This is a genomic window from Stenotrophomonas sp. LGBM10, from assembly GCF_046736075.1.
Classification (GTDB): domain Bacteria; phylum Pseudomonadota; class Gammaproteobacteria; order Xanthomonadales; family Xanthomonadaceae; genus Stenotrophomonas.
In genome coordinates, this window is the sequence record NZ_CP177163.1 from 660,317 (window position 1) to 674,532 (window position 14,216).

The following is a 14,216-nucleotide window of genomic DNA, read 5'->3' on the forward strand; positions in this document are numbered from 1 at the left end:
GTCGCCCTTCGTTGGATAGCCACTGCCGCATGCACCCGATAGTCCGCTGGTTCCACCAACTCGGTTCACCGCCCACCTTCGACCGCTTCGCCACGCGGTGGTCGCGCATCTTCTATGTCGCCGCGGTGCCGGTGCTGCTGCTGGGCATGTGGCAGGGCCTGTTCGTGGTGCCTGCCGAGCAGAGCCAGAACGACGCCTTCCGGATCATCTACATCCACGTGCCCAGCGCGTGGATGAGCCTGTTCGTGTTCGCGCTGATGGCCTTCTACGCGGTCATCGCCCTGGTCTGGCGGATCAAGATCTGCGAAATCCTGGCGATGGCCTGCGCGCCGATGGGTGCCGGCTTCACCCTGATCACCCTGCTCACCGGCAGCATCTGGGGCAAAGGCACCTGGGGCGGCTGGTGGGACTGGGACCCGCGCCTGACCAGCGAGCTGATCCTGCTGTTCCTGTACCTGGGTGTGATCGGGCTGTATCACGCCATCGACGACCGTCGCAGCGCCGCACGCGCGGCCGGGCTGCTGGCCATCGTCGGCGTCGGCCTGCTGCCGGTGATCCGGTACTCGGTGGACTGGTTCGGCGGCCTGCACCAGCGCCAGTCGATCAACGTGTTCGGTACCAACGCGGTGCGCCCGGAACTGATCGCCCCGCTGTGGTGGATGGTGGTGGCAACCAAACTCTGGTTCGTCGGTTCGCTGCTGGCCAAGGCCCGCGCCGACAACCTCACGCGTGAAGCCGGCAAGGCCTGGGTCGGTGAGCGCTTCGGTGGTGCCGCGCCGGTCACGTCCGAGGAGCTGCCGCGATGACGCACGTCCCCTTCATCATCGCCGCCTACGCGGTGTTCGTGCTGGTGCTGGGCAGCGACGCGCTGGGCTCCTGGCTGCGCCTGCGCCTGGCCCGGCGGCAGGCGCTTCGCCGCCAGCAGCGGCTGCAGGCACGCGCCAAGGCGTCCCCTGGCACGCCACTGGCCACGGAGCTCACCCGATGACCCCGTCACAGCGTCGCCGCATGGTCTGGGTGTTGCTGCTGCTGCTCGCCTCCGGGCTCGCCACCACCCTGGTGGCCTTTGCCCTGCAGCGGAACATCGCCTATCTGTATACGCCGTCGGAAGTGCTGCGCGGCGACGTCGATGCGCAGTCGCGCTTCCGGCTCGGTGGCATGGTGGTCAAGGGCTCGTTCGAGCGCGCATCCGGTTCGCTGGACGCGCATTTCGTGGTGACCGATGGCGACGCGGTGCTGCCGGTGACCACCTCGCGGATCCTGCCGGACATGTTCCGCGAAGGCACCGCGGTGGTCGCCAGCGGCCGCCTGCAGGACGGCCGCTTCATCGCCGATGAAGTGCTGGCCAAGCACGACGAGAACTACATTCCCAAGGAAGTGGCCGACAAGATGGGCCAGGCGCACACCAAGCACGACGTTGCCGTGCCTGCGCCGGAGACGCGCTGAGTGCTGCCCGAACTGGGGCAGGTCCTGCTGGTGAGCGCGCTGCTGATGGCCCTGCTGCAGGCCGTGCTGCCGCTGTGGGGCGCCCAGCGCGGCCAGCAGGCCTGGATGGCGGTGGCGCGGCCGGCGGCCTTCGCCCAGCTGGCCCTGCTGCTGGGCGCGTTCGCCGTGCTGACCGTGGCCTTCGTGGTGCAGGACTTCTCGGTGCGCTACGTCGCCGAGAACTCCAACTCGCTGCTGCCGATGGCCTACCGCTACTCGGCGGTGTGGGGCGCGCATGAAGGCTCGCTGCTGCTGTGGGCGCTGGTGCTGGCGCTGTGGAGCGGCGCGGTGGCGCTGTGGTCCAAACGGCTGCCGCCTGAGGTGCGTGCGCGCGTGCTGGGCGTACTCGGCATCATCAGCAACGGTTTCCTTGCCTTCCTGATCTTCACCTCCAATCCGTTCGCGCGGCTGCTGCCGGCGCCGCTGGAAGGCCGCGACCTGAATCCGCTGCTGCAGGACCCGGGGCTGATCATCCATCCGCCGATGCTCTACCTGGGCTACGTCGGTTTCGCCGTGCCGTTCGCCTTCGCCATCGCCGCGCTGCTGGAAGGCCGCGTGGATGCGCGCTGGCTGCGCTGGACCCGGCCGTGGACCAACGTGGCCTGGGGCTTCCTGACCCTGGGCATCGCGCTCGGCAGCTGGTGGGCGTACTACGAACTCGGCTGGGGCGGCTGGTGGTTCTGGGACCCGGTGGAGAACGCCAGCTTCCTGCCGTGGCTGGCCGGTGCCGCGCTGATCCACTCGCAGGCGGTCACCGAGAAGCGCGGCAGCTTCGCCAGCTGGACGCTGCTGCTGGCCATCGCCGCATTCGCACTGTCACTGCTCGGCACCTTCCTGGTCCGCTCGGGCGTGCTCACCAGCGTGCATTCGTTCGCCGCCGATCCCTCGCGCGGCACCTTCATCCTGGTGTTCCTGGCGCTGGTCGTGGGTGGCGCGCTGCTGCTCTACGCGCTGCGCGCCGGTGCGCTGGGCAACGATGATCCGCGCCGGGGGTTCATGCCGACCTCGCGCGAGACCCTGCTGCTGGCCAACAACCTGCTGCTGGCCGCCGCCTGCGGCATGGTCCTGCTCGGCACCCTGTACCCGCTGCTGGCCGATGCGCTCGGGCTGGGCAAAGTCTCGGTCGGCCCGCCGTATTTCGGCACCCTGTTCGTGGTGCTGATGGCGCCGCTGGTCGCGCTGCTCCCGTTCGGGCCGCTGGTGAACTGGCAGCGCGACCAGGCCTCGCGCTCGCTGGCGATGCTCGCCCCGTGGGCCGGGCTGTCGCTGCTGCTGGGCGTCATCGCCTACTTCATGGCCCCGCAGGGCGCGCTCAAGACCGCTGCCGGCGTTGCCGCCGCGGCCTGGGTGGCGCTGGGCACCGCACGCTTCGTGTGGACCCGCCTGCGCGGCAATGGTCGTTTCAACGCCGAGATGGTCGGCATGCTGCTGGCGCACGGCGGCGTGGCCGTGTTCCTGGCCGGTGCGCTGCTGGTGGAGGCGCTCAACGTGCAGCGTGAAGTCGCCCTCGCTCCGGGCCAGGCCCTGCAGGTGGGCGCCTACGAACTGCGCTTCGAAGGCGTGGACCACCAGCAGGGCCCGAACTACAGCGCCGACCGCGGCCACGTGCGCGTGCTGCGCCACGGCCGCGAGCTGGCCCTGCTGCATCCGGAGAAACGCGCCTATGCCAGCGGCGGCCAGGTCATGACCGAAGCCGGCATCCATGCCCGCATCAGCGGCGATGTGTACGTGGCGCTGGGCGAGCCGCTGGGCAACAATGCGTGGGCCGTGCGCGTGCACATCAAACCGTTCGTCCGCTGGATCTGGCTGGGCGCGCTGTTGATGGCCCTGGGTGGCTTCGTCACCGCCGCCGACCGCCGTTTCCGTCGCCCGTAGGAGTTCCCATGTCCGATCCCCGCCCCACTCCGTCCCGCCCGCTGCCACCGGTTGCGATCGTGATCGGCGTGCTGTTCTTCTTCGGGCTGCTGGGTCTGATGGTGTACGGCGTGATGAAGTCCGGCGCGCCCGACCGCGATGTGCTGCCGTCCGCTCTGATCGGCAAGCCCGCCCCTGCGTTCCAGCTGCCGGTGCTGCACGATCCCACCATCACTGTGAGCAGCGCCGAGCTGCGCGGTGCGCCCTACGTGCTCAACGTGTGGGGCAGCTGGTGTGCGGCCTGCCGTGAAGAACACCCGGTCCTGACCCGGTTCGCCGAAACCAAGCGCGTGCGCGTGATCGGCTACAACTGGAAGGACGAACCGGCCGACGCGCTGCGCTGGCTGGAGCAGCTCGGCAACCCGTTCGTGCTGGTGCTGAGCGATATCGAGGGCCGTACCGCCATCGACTGGGGCGTCACCGCTGCACCGGAAACGTTCCTGGTCGACGCCAGCGGCGTGGTGCGCTGGAAATACAGTGGCGCGCTGAGCCAGCGGGTGATCGATACCCAGCTGATTCCCGAACTGGACAAGGTGGAACGCGCCAATGCCGATGCCCAGAATCATCTGCCGGCCGCACCGTAACCCGCGCGCGCGGGCACGCGCCGCGCTGCTCGCGCTGGCGCTGCTGGTGCCGTTCGCGGCGCTGGCGCAGGCCGTGTCCGACCCCACCCCACTGCAGTACCGCAACGCTGCGGAGGAAGCGCGCTTCCACGCGCTCACCGCCGAACTGCGCTGCGTGCAGTGCCAGAACCAGTCACTGGCCGATTCGGATGCACAGATCGCCCACGACCTGCGCCGGGAAGTGCTGGCGCTGATGCAGCAGGGCCGCGACGACGCCCAGATCAAACAGTTCCTGGTCGAGCGCTATGGCAGCTTCGTGCTGTACCGCCCGCCGATGGATGCGCGCAACGCACTGCTGTGGTTTGGCCCGCCGATCGCGCTGCTGGCCGGTGCCGGCGTGCTGGTGTGGGTGGTGCGCCGGCGCGGCCGCCGCATCCAGCCGATCGAACAACGCGAGGATCACTGGTGAGCGAGTGGCTGATGGTGCTGGCCGGGCTGGTCGCGGCGATCATGGCGATGGTGGTGTTGTGGCCGCTGCGCCGCACCGGCCGTGGGCCCTTCCTGGGCGGGGCACTGGCAATGGGCATCGCCGGCGCGTCGCTGTATCTGCTGGTGGGCACGCCGCACGCGGCCGACGAGGCGCAGCGCGCCGCACCGGCAACGCTGCGCGACGGCGTGCAGGACCTGGAGCAGGCACTGGCGCGCGACCCGCAACGCGCCGACGGCTGGGCGCTGCTGGGACGCTCGCAGTTGGCGCTGGGCAATCTCGACGCGGCCAACCGCGCCTATGCACGCGCCATCGCGCTGGCACCGGATGAGCCGGTGGTGCTGGTCGAAGCGGCGCAGGCACGCGCCCAGGCCGACCCGGACAAACGGTTCGACGACACCGCGCTGACCTGGCTGCGCCACGCCGACCAGCTCGCGCCCGAGAGCGAACGCGCCGGTTGGCTGATCGGCATCGCGCAGCGCCAGCGCGGCCAGGATGCCGAGGCCGCCGCCACCTGGGAGGCCCTGCTGCCGCGCCTGGACCCGGGCGCGGCCAACGCGTTGCGCGAGCAGATCGCCATTGCCCGGTCCAATGCCGGCCTGCCGGCTGCCGCCGCTACCGCCAGCCCCAGCGACGCCAGCGCAGCGCGCGCCGGCCTGACCGTGAAGGTCATGCTCGACCCGCAGTTCGCCGCGCGTGCCCGCCTGCACGGCGATGCCAGCGTATTCGTCATCGCCCGTGTGCCCGGCGGCCCGCCGATGCCGGTCGCGGTGGAAAAGCACCGCGCCGATGCGCTGCCGCTGGTGGTCACGCTGGACGATGCCGACAGCCCGATGCCGACCCAGCCGTTGTCGGCGCTGGACGAGGTGGAGGTGTTCGCCCGGCTGTCCGCGTCCGGCAACGCCGCCCGCCAGGAGGGCGACCTGGACTCGCCCGCGGTGCGCGTGCGCCTGCCGCATGCCGCCCCGGTGCAGCTGGTGCTGGGCTCGCCCTGAGCGGGCGATCACCGCGATACAGCGTGCCGCCAGCGGCACCGTGCGCCGATTCCGGCGAGCTAGAATGCCCGCATGACTGAATTCATCCCACCGGGCACGCGCTACCACGCCCTGCCCTCGCCGTTTGCGTTCAAGCGCGGCGGTCAGTTGCAGGGCGCGCAGGTTGCCTATGAAACCTGGGGCACGCTGGATGCGCAGGCCAGCAACGCGATCCTGATCGTCACCGGCCTGTCGCCGGACGCGCATGCCGCCGCCAACGCGGACAACCCGGCCGCCGGCTGGTGGGAACCGATGCTCGGTCCGGGCAAGCCGATCGATACCAACCGCTGGTTCGTGGTGTGCGTCAATTCGCTGGGCAGCTGCAAGGGCTCCACGGGACCGGCCAGCATCGACCCGGCCACCGGCCAGCCGTATCGCCTGCACTTCCCGGAGCTGTCGATCGAGGACGGCGCGAACGCGGCCATCGACGTCGTGCGCGCGCTCGGCATCGGCCAGCTCGCCTGCGTGATCGGCAACTCGATGGGCGGCATGACCGCGCTGGCCGTGCTGCTGCTGGCACCCGGCATCGCACGCAGCCATATCAACATCTCCGGCAGCGCACAGGCGCTGCCGTTCTCCATCGCCATCCGCTCGCTGCAGCGCGAAGCGATCCGCCTCGATCCGCGCTGGGATGCCGGCCAGTACAGCGAAGACAGCTATCCCGAATCGGGCATGCGCATGGCGCGCAAGCTCGGCGTGATCACCTATCGTTCGGCGCTGGAATGGGACGGCCGCTTCGGTCGCGTGCGGCTGGATTCGGACCAGGCCGACGACGATCCGTTCGGCCTGGAGTTCCAGGTCGAAAGCTATCTGGAAGGCCACGCGCGGCGCTTCGTGCGCTTCTTCGACCCCAACTGCTACCTGTACCTGAGCCGCTCGATGGACTGGTTCGACCTGGCCGAATACGCCGACGGCGATGTGTTGGCTGGCCTGGCCCGCATCCGCGTGGACAAGGCCCTGGCGATCGGTGCCAACACCGACATCCTGTTCCCGGTACAGCAGCAACAGCAGATCGCCGACGGCCTGCGTGCCGGAGGCGCCGATGCGCAGTTCATCGGGCTGGACTCGCCACAGGGGCACGACGCCTTCCTGGTCGATTTCGCGCGTTTCGGCCCGGCCGTGGGCGACTTCCTCGGCACGCTGTGACGCACCTGCGGCGCTATCTCGCACTCGCTGCGGCCGGCGCCCTGATCGCCATGACGGTCACCGGCGTGCTGCCACTGTGGGCCGCAGCCTGGTACGCACTGACCAGTGCGGTGGCGTTCGCGCTGTACGGCCTGGACAAACGCGCCGCGCAACGCGGCACCTGGCGCACGCCCGAACGCACCCTGCAACTGCTGGCCTTCGCCGGCGGCTGGCCCGGTGCGCTGCTCGGCCAGTCCGTGTTCCGTCACAAGCACCGCAAGGCGGCCTTCCAAGGCGTCTTCGCGCTGTGCGCCCTGGCCAACGTCGCCTCGCTGGCCGCCCTGCTCAGGTAATGCCGGCCGCTGGCCGGCAACGCGGCACCATGACCAACGGCAACGGTGGATCTGCTAGCCTGCCCCTGCACCCGGTTGCTCGGACCGGACCAGGACAGCCGTTCAAGGAGGAATGCCATGCGCCCGTGTTCGATCTCTCTGCCGCACCTGACGAACGTCGTCTCCACGGCCCTGCTCCTGTCGGCACCGCTGCTCGCCGGCGCGGCCCCGCCGGCTACGTTCTTCGATGCCGTCGAACAGTACGGCGCGGACGATGTCGCCGGCTGTACCCGGACGTTGGACACGCTGTACAGAAGCGGTGGCACCTTCCCCGCCGGTGGCGAACTGCTGCTGATCGAATGCGCGGCTGCCTCCGGCGACCGCGCTGCCGCGCTGGCCTACATCGATACCCTGCTGCCCACCGGCCGCCTGCCGCTGGATGACCTGCGCACCAAAGCGCGGCCCGGCCTGGACGCACTGCGCGCCGATCCGGCATGGCCAGCCGTGCTGCAACGCATCGCCGCCGAAGAACACACGCGCACCGCGCAGCGCGATGCACCCCTGCGCGACGCGCTGCTGCAGCGTGAGGCGAAGGACCAGGCCGCCCAGCACGCAGCGGTCGCGGCCGGCGGCGGCGCCGCCGCCTGGGCGCAGGCCAGGTCGGTAAGTGTGGAGAACGCCACCTGGCTGAAGACCGTGGTCGCCGAGAAAGGGTGGCCGGGAACATCGCGCGTTGGCAGCGATGGCGCCAAGGCCGCCTGGGTGATCGTGCAGCACGCCGACCACGACCCGGCCTTCCAGGCAGCGATGCTGCCGCTGATCGAGACGGCCGCGAAACGCGGTGAGGGCGATCTCGCCGACTACGCCCTGCTCACCGACCGCGTGCTGCTGGCCCAGGGCAAACCGCAGCGCTACGGCAGCCAGTTCAAGGAAAACGCCGACGGTGTCTTCGAGCTGCGGCCCACCGTCGATATGGACGGTCTGGACGCGCGCCGCCGCGAGGTGGGACTGCAGCCGCTGGCCGCATACAAAGCCGTACTGGCAGAGATGTACGGCAAGCAGGTTCGCTAGCGGCGGCTGGAACGCCGCCGTCGTTCGTCAGGCCACCTGGATGACCACCTTGCCGAATGGACCCTGCTGAAGCCGGGCGAACGCGGCAGGGGCCTCGGCGAACGGAAACACATGGTCGATCACCGGTTCGATACCGAACGCATCGATGGCGTGGTTCATCTCCTCGAACGCGCGGCGATGCCCCACAGAAACGCCACGCAGCGTAGCGCGACGGAGCTGCAGCGGAATGGCCGGCATGCGGATCTCGGTGTCTTCCATGAAGCCGATCTGCAGGATGTGCCCCCCGCCGGCCAGCGCCTGCACGGACTGGCCCAGGTTGTCGCCACCGATCATTTCCAGAATGTGGTCGGCGCCCTGGCCATCGGTCAGCGCGGCAACCACCGCTGCCCACTCGGGCGTCTGCCGGGTGTTGATCGTCGCCCAGGCCCCCAGAAGGTTCGCGCGGCTCAGCTTGGCGTCGCTGCGCGATGTCACGATCACGCGTGCACCCAACGCGCGGGCGAACTGCAGCCCGAACAGCGACACCCCGCCCGTGCCCTGCACTACCACGGTCTGCCCGGCGCGCACCTGCGCCGCGTGTGTCAGCGCGAACCAGGCAGTGAGCGCGGCCACCGGCAGCGTGCAGGCCTGCACGTACGAGAGCGAGCGCGGCGCACGCACCGCAATGGCCTCGTCGATCACCACATGGCTGGCCAGCACACCCGGCAACGGGCCGCCCAGCGACAGCCCGTGCCGCAGCATCTCCGCCGGCGGCGCGTCATCCAGCCATTGGGTCCAGAAATTGCCCACCACCCTGTCTCCGGTCTTGATGCGTGTCACCGCCGAACCGGCAGCCACCACCTCACCGGCCATGTCCGAGACCGGCACGAAGGGCAGCGGCGGCGGCGCCTGCAACAGCCCCCCCTCGATGACCAGCGCATCGCGGTAGTTCAGCGACACCGCCCCCACCTTGACCACCACCTCATGGGGCCCCGGCTGCGGCACAGGGCGCTGTGCCATCTCCAGGTTGGCCATCCCCAGCTGTGGCAACTGCCAGACCGTCATCATTTCCATCACATAGCTTCCCGGACATCCCGCCGATCGCGGAGCACCAGCGTATTGGAGAATGACCATCATCCACGCCCACTTACAGGCGATAGACTGTCCACTTTTATTCCTCAATCAAGCCCTGCATGACGACCTACAGCGCCTCCCGGCTTCAAGGCATCAGCATGTTTGTCCATGCCGTGGATACCGGCAGCTTCACCGCTGCCGCGCTGCGGATGGGCGTCACCAAATCGGCAATCGGCAAGAGCGTGGCCACGCTCGAGCAGCGGCTGGGTGTGCGGCTGCTGGAACGCACAACGCGCCGGTTGGCCCTCACCGGGGAAGGCGCAGACTTCTATCAGAGCTGCGTGCGCGTGCTGGCCGAACTGGACGAAGCCGAGTCGAGGGCGGCCTCGCGGCAGCGCGAGGTGGCGGGAACGCTGCGCATCAGCCTGCCGGTGAGTTTCGGCAGGCGCTGGGTCATGCCGCAGCTGCTGATGCTCGCCCGGCAACACCCCCGGCTTCACCTTGAAGTGGGCTTCACCGATCGCGCCGTCGATCTGCTTGAGGAAGGCATCGACATGGTGGTGCGGCTGGGCGATCCGGGCAACAGCGCCTTCCTCTCGGCGCGATGCCTGGGGCACCAGCACGTCATCACCTGCGCAGCCCCGGCCTACCTGGCCGAACACGGCTCGCCCACCCGCCCGGCCGACCTGGCGGCACACGACTGCCTGGCCTTCGGTGGCGCGGGCGGCCCGCTGCCGTGGGTGGTGCCCGGGGAGCGCGGCGAGCCAACCCAATTGGCGATCAGTGCCCGCCATACCATCAGCGATGGCGAGGCCCTGCGCACGGCGGCACTGGACGGCCTCGGCCTTGCCCAGCTGCCCACCTGGCTGGTGGCCGATGCGCTGGACAGCGGCGCACTCATTGCCGTCCTGGCACCGCAGGGCGCGCAAGGCACCCCCATCCATGCCATGTGGCCCGCCACCCGCGACCTGGCCCCGAAAATCCGCGTGACCGTGGACCAGCTGCTTGCCCGCTTCCTGCCACGTCCGCCCTGGGAGCCAGCGCCCCGGTAGCGCAGCGTGGCTACGCCCACGCCACGGTTGCGGCACGCTCGCGCCTCAGCGCAGCACCTCCGCAGCATCCACCAGCTGCACGTCGTGCATGAGATGGAGATATGCCTCGTAGTAGGGCTTGTGCGACGCACCGACGATGGCCAGCATGCGCATCCCGGGCGTTTCTCCCAGCACCTCGCGGATATTGGCGACCATGCGCAGGTTGCGGGTTTCCCAGTAGCCCACGTAGCTGCGCCCGAAGGCCTGCGGCGATGGCTCGACCAGCGCAGCACCAAAGTCGGCGTTGTAGACCTGCATCGCCGCTTCCGGCGCGTTGTAGGCGCGGTACATCGCCAGCATTCCGCCGGGCTTGTCCAGGTTGGCGTACAGCGGCACGTCCGCTGCTTTGCGCGCTTTCGAGTACGGGTTGTTCCACGCGTTGGTGATCGCGTCGTACGAGGCCTGTTCGAGTTCCTTCGGCGTGGGCGAATCGGCGGTGTGGTCGTCCACCGCCCACACCCGCTCCAGCCCCAGCCGTGCGGCCAGCGCGGCGGCCACCATCACCGACTCGTCGCGGCGCTGCACGCGCTTTTCCAGGAAGGACACCAGTGGCGGGGTCAGCCCATCGCCCGCGATGCGCTCCTGCACCGGCAGGCGCAGCCACTGCACCACGGCGGAATTGCGCTCACCGGCAGCCAGCCACACCGCCGCCAACTGCCGTCGTTGGGCCGCGCTCGGCGCGGCCGGCCAGGTGGCCAGCAGCCGCGCGGCCTCCGCGTTCGCGGCGGGTACGTCCAACCCCGTGGCGGCATGCGCCGGGCCGGTATCGATGCAGTAGCTGCTGATGCTGTCGGCATACCGCGCGGGCGAGCGGCGCATGTAATCGCACTGCAGGCCGGACACCGCTTCCACCGCGATCGCCTCCGGCTTCCACGCGGCCAGGCGCTCCAGCAGCGGTTCAAGCTGCTCAGGCGCGAACGTTTTGGGCAGCCCGGACAAGTGTGGCGACCCGAGTACCAGCACCTCGTTGGCGCGGCCTGGCGGCGGCCCCTTCAACTGCTCCGGGTGGAGGGCGGGCTGGTAGCCAGCGCCGCCGGCCAGCGCGCTGGCGCTGCACAGCCCAAGGATCACGATACTGCCGATGCGTCCGATCATGCTGCCTCCCTGCAATGGCCCACGCCCTGCGTCCGTCCCATGCTGGGTGGCGCGGCACGCAGGCGATACACCCGTAGGTCATGGCAACCTTTTCTGCCGATGCTGCATCGCCACCGCAACGCCGGCCCTCCAAAGGTAGAGCTGACCGTTGGTCAGCTGCTCTCCGTTCGGGCACCCTCACACCGCCACCGCCCAATATCGCCTCCGGGACTAAACCGCTTCGAGCGGCACCCCTAGACGACCGGTCTAATCCAGCGTAGAGTTGCACCCCATGAGCCCCACCAACGCCCCTGACACCCTCGATGTTCGCGACAAGATCCTGGCCACCGGCCAGCGGATCATGGGCGGCAAAGGCTTTTCGGCCGTCGGGCTGAACGAGGTGCTGACCTCCGCCGGCGTGCCGAAGGGGTCGTTCTATCACTACTTCGGATCGAAGGATGCCTTTGGCGAGGCCCTGCTCGAGGACTACTTTGAGGGTTACCTCGCCGAGATGGACCGCACCTTCCGCGAGGCCGGCCGCACCAAGGCGCAGCAGCTGGCCGCGTACTTCCAGGCCTGGCGGGACAACCAGTCCTTCGACGACTGCCAGGGCAAGTGCCTTGCCGTGAAGCTGGGCGCGGAGGTGGCCGACCTGTCCGAGGCCATGCGTGCGGCCCTCAAGCGCGGCACCTCGGGCATCGTTGCGCGCCTCACCACCACCATCGAAGCAGGCGTCGACGACGGATCGCTCTCCATCGACGGCACACCGGCAAGCGTGGCGCAGAGCCTTTATCAGCTGTGGCTTGGCGCCAGTGTCATGGTCAAGATCGTGCGCAACATCCAACCGTTCGACAACGCATTGGACACCACGCAGCAGATGCTCCACCGCCCACGCTGACCACGCGGGCGGATTCGCAGGCGCTTCCCGAAGGCGCCTTTTCCTTCACCCAATCTCTAGACGACCAGTCTACTCACACTCTCTTCACCACAGGATCAATGCCATGAAAGTTCTCATCGTTCTGACTTCGCACGACCAGCTCGGCACCACCGGCCTGAAGACCGGCTTCTGGCTCGAAGAACTGGCCGCGCCCTACTACACCTTCAAGGACGCCGGCGCGCAGATTGTGTTGGCCTCGCCCAACGGCGGCCAGCCGCCGCTGGACCCCAAGAGCAACGAACCCGCCTTCCAGACCGATCTCACCCGTCGCTTCGAAGCCGATGCGGCCGCCAATGATCAGCTCGACAACACCGTGCGTCTGGACAGCGTCTCGCAGGCCGATTTCGACACCGTGTTCTATCCGGGCGGGCATGGCCCGTTGTGGGATCTCGCCGAAGACCCGCGCTCCATCGCGCTGATCGAATCGTTCATCACCGCCAACAAGCCGGTCGCCCTGGTCTGCCACGCACCGGGTGTTCTGCGCCACGTCCGGTCCGCCGACGGCAAGCCCCTGGTCGCAGGCAAGCGCGTCACCGGTTTCACCAACACCGAGGAAGCCGGCGTCGGCCTCACCGACGTGGTGCCGTTCCTGGTCGAAGACGAACTCAAGGCCAAGGGCGGCATCTACTCCAAGGGTCCGGACTGGGGTTCGTATGTGGTGGCCGATGGCCTGCTCATCACCGGCCAGAATCCGGCCTCGTCGACCGAAGCGGCCGAGGTGCTCATCAAGCAGTTGGCCCAGGGGTAATGCCTGCGTCGTGATCCCTGGCACCGCGGCACCGATCCGGCCCACGAGGCATCAGGGCCGGATCGTATTTACCGCGTTGCGGCAGCGGATCAACCGCCGCTGTCGGGACTGCTTCCTGCCGCACCGCTGCCGGCCTCCAACCGCTGGACGATCGCAGCCACTACACCACGGGTGGATTCCCAGTTCATGCCGGTGATCAGACGGCCATCGGCTTCCACATGCGAGGTGCCGCGTGCACCATGATGGAACTGGCCGTTGTTGGCCCGCAGGCGTTGTTCAATCGAGAACGGGAAGGTTCTGTAGTAGGCCGCAGTCCTGTCCTCGAAGGCATCGGGGTAGCCGGTGACACGCTTGCCGCCGACCAGCGCGGAGCCATCGGACAGGGTCAGGTTCACCAGCCCGGCACTGCCGTGGCACACCGCCGAGACGATGCCGCCCTGCTGCTCGTAGATGCGCACCGCCAGCGCCTGCAGGCCGGGGTTCTCGGCCACGCCGTACATCGCGGCACTGCCACCGATATACATCAGCGCGGCGTAGTCGGCGGCGTTCACCTCGTCGGGCCGGCGCGTATTGGCCAGCGCCCACAGGAAGTCGGCGTTGTAGATCATCGCCTTGTGCTCGGGGTTGCGGGTATCGATGTAGGCCAGCGGCACCGCACCGCCTTCCGGGCTGACGAACTGCACGCCGTAGCCGGCCTCACGGAAGCCGGCGTAAGCATGGATCAGTTCGGAGAAGCTGTTGCCGGCGCTGAGACCGGTGCCGGGCATGGTGTCCGCATTGGAGACCACCAGCACCACCTGGCGGTCGTGGGCCGGCGCCGATTCGCGCGTGGCGGTCTTGCTGATGATCTGCCACTGCCCGCCCAGTTTCTTCAGCAGGAACAGATCGACAAAGCGGGCCTTGTCATTGCTGACCACAATCTCGGCCTTGGCGGTGGCGATGGTGCCGTCGACCTCGACGCCGAGCAGGCGACCGGTACGGCCGTTGAACTGCCCCGGGTTCTTCTCGAACCACCCGGCGTACTCGGCGATGCCCACCTCGCGCATGCCGTCCGTTCCCTGGCTCAGGTACAGCCGCGCGTCGGGATGGAAGGCGCGCGTGAGCCGGTCGTGCTGGTTGTAGGAACTGCCGTGCAGGTAGTCCTCGATGACGGCGGCGACCGCACGCCCCTCGGCGACAGGATCGGCATGCGCGGGGGCGCCGCACAGCAGCGCGAAGCAGGCGATGGCAGCCGCTCGGATGAGACGGGCTGGCCACGGGATCACGGCGGCAGTGGCCGGCGTGGAAAGCGGATTCGACATG

At 68.9% G+C, this 14,216-nt stretch carries 16 protein-coding genes; 13 read left to right on the forward strand and 3 right to left on the reverse strand.

The genetic code is table 11. From position 1 onward, the window contains the following. The first annotated feature begins 29 nt into the window (after nucleotides 1–29). The 10 genes from ccmC (at nucleotide 30) to ACLB90_RS02700 (ending at nucleotide 8,011) form a co-directional block, all read left to right on the forward strand. Nucleotides 30–806 (forward strand): heme ABC transporter permease CcmC, encoded by a 777-nt coding sequence (gene ccmC, locus ACLB90_RS02655; protein WP_411851499.1) that lies wholly within the window; start codon nucleotides 30–32, stop codon nucleotides 804–806. Next, a complete protein-coding gene (locus tag ACLB90_RS02660) occupies nucleotides 803–988 on the forward strand; it encodes a heme exporter protein CcmD (protein WP_411851500.1) in 186 nt (61 codons plus the stop codon). Before ccmC ends, ACLB90_RS02660 begins: the two co-directional genes overlap by 4 nt. After that, the gene (ccmE, locus tag ACLB90_RS02665) at nucleotides 985–1,446 is read left to right on the forward strand and encodes a cytochrome c maturation protein CcmE (protein ID WP_411851501.1); all 462 of its coding nucleotides are present in this window, start codon (nucleotides 985–987) and stop codon (nucleotides 1,444–1,446) included. The genes ACLB90_RS02660 and ccmE overlap by 4 nt, the downstream gene beginning before the upstream one ends. Beyond that, nucleotides 1,447–3,360 (forward strand): heme lyase CcmF/NrfE family subunit, encoded by a 1,914-nt coding sequence (locus ACLB90_RS02670; protein WP_411851502.1) that lies wholly within the window; start codon nucleotides 1,447–1,449, stop codon nucleotides 3,358–3,360. An 8-nt stretch (nucleotides 3,361–3,368) separates the two neighbouring features. Then, a complete protein-coding gene (locus ACLB90_RS02675; RefSeq protein WP_411851503.1) occupies nucleotides 3,369–3,983 on the forward strand; it encodes a DsbE family thiol:disulfide interchange protein in 615 nt (204 codons plus the stop codon). Then, nucleotides 3,952–4,431 (forward strand): cytochrome c-type biogenesis protein, encoded by a 480-nt coding sequence (locus tag ACLB90_RS02680; RefSeq protein ID WP_411852680.1) that lies wholly within the window; start codon nucleotides 3,952–3,954, stop codon nucleotides 4,429–4,431. The genes ACLB90_RS02675 and ACLB90_RS02680 overlap by 32 nt, the downstream gene beginning before the upstream one ends. Further along, nucleotides 4,425–5,444, forward strand: coding sequence for a tetratricopeptide repeat protein (locus ACLB90_RS02685; protein WP_411852681.1), 1,020 nt, complete (start codon nucleotides 4,425–4,427; stop codon nucleotides 5,442–5,444). Before ACLB90_RS02680 ends, ACLB90_RS02685 begins: the two co-directional genes overlap by 7 nt. A 72-nt stretch (nucleotides 5,445–5,516) precedes the next feature. Next, a complete protein-coding gene (gene metX, locus ACLB90_RS02690; protein WP_411851504.1) occupies nucleotides 5,517–6,629 on the forward strand; it encodes a homoserine O-acetyltransferase MetX in 1,113 nt (370 codons plus the stop codon). 50 nt (nucleotides 6,630–6,679) lie between these two features. Next, nucleotides 6,680–6,961 (forward strand): DUF1294 domain-containing protein, encoded by a 282-nt coding sequence (locus ACLB90_RS02695; RefSeq protein ID WP_411852682.1) that lies wholly within the window; start codon nucleotides 6,680–6,682, stop codon nucleotides 6,959–6,961. 117 nt (nucleotides 6,962–7,078) lie between these two features. Then, nucleotides 7,079–8,011, forward strand: a complete 933-nt coding sequence (locus tag ACLB90_RS02700) for a DUF6624 domain-containing protein (RefSeq protein WP_411851505.1) — start codon at nucleotides 7,079–7,081, stop codon at nucleotides 8,009–8,011. Nucleotides 8,012–8,038: 27 nt separating this feature from the next. Here ACLB90_RS02700 and ACLB90_RS02705 read toward each other — a convergent pair whose 3' ends face one another. Beyond that, complete coding sequence (locus tag ACLB90_RS02705; RefSeq protein ID WP_411851506.1) at nucleotides 8,039–9,064, reverse strand: zinc-dependent alcohol dehydrogenase family protein; 1,026 nt, start codon at nucleotides 9,062–9,064, stop codon at nucleotides 8,039–8,041. Between the two features lie 158 nt (nucleotides 9,065–9,222). Between ACLB90_RS02705 and ACLB90_RS02710 the strand changes: the two genes are divergently transcribed. After that, nucleotides 9,223–10,116 (forward strand): LysR family transcriptional regulator, encoded by an 894-nt coding sequence (locus tag ACLB90_RS02710; protein ID WP_411851507.1) that lies wholly within the window; start codon nucleotides 9,223–9,225, stop codon nucleotides 10,114–10,116. Nucleotides 10,117–10,161: 45 nt separating this feature from the next. Here the strand turns inward: ACLB90_RS02710 and ACLB90_RS02715 are convergent, their stop codons facing one another. Beyond that, nucleotides 10,162–11,250, reverse strand: a complete 1,089-nt coding sequence (locus ACLB90_RS02715; RefSeq protein ID WP_411851508.1) for a DUF5694 domain-containing protein — start codon at nucleotides 11,248–11,250, stop codon at nucleotides 10,162–10,164. A 271-nt stretch (nucleotides 11,251–11,521) separates the two neighbouring features. Here ACLB90_RS02715 and ACLB90_RS02720 point away from each other — a divergent pair, with 271 nt between their 5' ends. Together ACLB90_RS02720 and ACLB90_RS02725 are read left to right on the forward strand one after the other, a co-directional pair. Next, entirely contained in the window at nucleotides 11,522–12,127 is a 606-nt protein-coding gene (locus tag ACLB90_RS02720; protein ID WP_411851509.1) for a TetR/AcrR family transcriptional regulator, read from the forward strand. A 103-nt stretch (nucleotides 12,128–12,230) separates the two neighbouring features. After that, nucleotides 12,231–12,914 (forward strand): type 1 glutamine amidotransferase domain-containing protein, encoded by a 684-nt coding sequence (locus ACLB90_RS02725; protein WP_411851510.1) that lies wholly within the window; start codon nucleotides 12,231–12,233, stop codon nucleotides 12,912–12,914. 89 nt (nucleotides 12,915–13,003) lie between these two features. Here the strand turns inward: ACLB90_RS02725 and ACLB90_RS02730 are convergent, their stop codons facing one another. After that, a complete protein-coding gene (locus ACLB90_RS02730; RefSeq protein WP_411851511.1) occupies nucleotides 13,004–14,215 on the reverse strand; it encodes a nuclear transport factor 2 family protein in 1,212 nt (403 codons plus the stop codon). Nucleotide 14,216: the final 1 nt, after the last annotated feature.

What these genes read in the sequence shown, in the direction of transcription:
- ACLB90_RS02695 (WP_411852682.1), top strand. Translation starts at nt 6,680, where the DNA reads ATGACGGTCACCGGCGTGCTGCCACTGTGGGCCGCAGCCTGGTACGCA.
- ACLB90_RS02720 (WP_411851509.1), top strand. Translation starts at nt 11,522, where the DNA reads ATGAGCCCCACCAACGCCCCTGACACCCTCGATGTTCGCGACAAGATC.
- ACLB90_RS02715 (WP_411851508.1), bottom strand. Translation starts at nt 11,250, where the DNA reads ATGATCGGACGCATCGGCAGTATCGTGATCCTTGGGCTGTGCAGCGCC.
- ACLB90_RS02700 (WP_411851505.1), top strand. Translation starts at nt 7,079, where the DNA reads ATGCGCCCGTGTTCGATCTCTCTGCCGCACCTGACGAACGTCGTCTCC.
- ACLB90_RS02675 (WP_411851503.1), top strand. Translation starts at nt 3,369, where the DNA reads ATGTCCGATCCCCGCCCCACTCCGTCCCGCCCGCTGCCACCGGTTGCG.
- ACLB90_RS02680 (WP_411852680.1), top strand. Translation starts at nt 3,952, where the DNA reads ATGCCCAGAATCATCTGCCGGCCGCACCGTAACCCGCGCGCGCGGGCA.
- ccmE (WP_411851501.1), top strand. Translation starts at nt 985, where the DNA reads ATGACCCCGTCACAGCGTCGCCGCATGGTCTGGGTGTTGCTGCTGCTG.
- ACLB90_RS02705 (WP_411851506.1), bottom strand. Translation starts at nt 9,064, where the DNA reads ATGGAAATGATGACGGTCTGGCAGTTGCCACAGCTGGGGATGGCCAAC.
- ccmC (WP_411851499.1), top strand. Translation starts at nt 30, where the DNA reads ATGCACCCGATAGTCCGCTGGTTCCACCAACTCGGTTCACCGCCCACC.
- ACLB90_RS02660 (WP_411851500.1), top strand. Translation starts at nt 803, where the DNA reads ATGACGCACGTCCCCTTCATCATCGCCGCCTACGCGGTGTTCGTGCTG.
- ACLB90_RS02725 (WP_411851510.1), top strand. Translation starts at nt 12,231, where the DNA reads ATGAAAGTTCTCATCGTTCTGACTTCGCACGACCAGCTCGGCACCACC.
- ACLB90_RS02710 (WP_411851507.1), top strand. Translation starts at nt 9,223, where the DNA reads ATGTTTGTCCATGCCGTGGATACCGGCAGCTTCACCGCTGCCGCGCTG.
- ACLB90_RS02730 (WP_411851511.1), bottom strand. Translation starts at nt 14,215, where the DNA reads ATGTCGAATCCGCTTTCCACGCCGGCCACTGCCGCCGTGATCCCGTGG.
- metX (WP_411851504.1), top strand. Translation starts at nt 5,517, where the DNA reads ATGACTGAATTCATCCCACCGGGCACGCGCTACCACGCCCTGCCCTCG.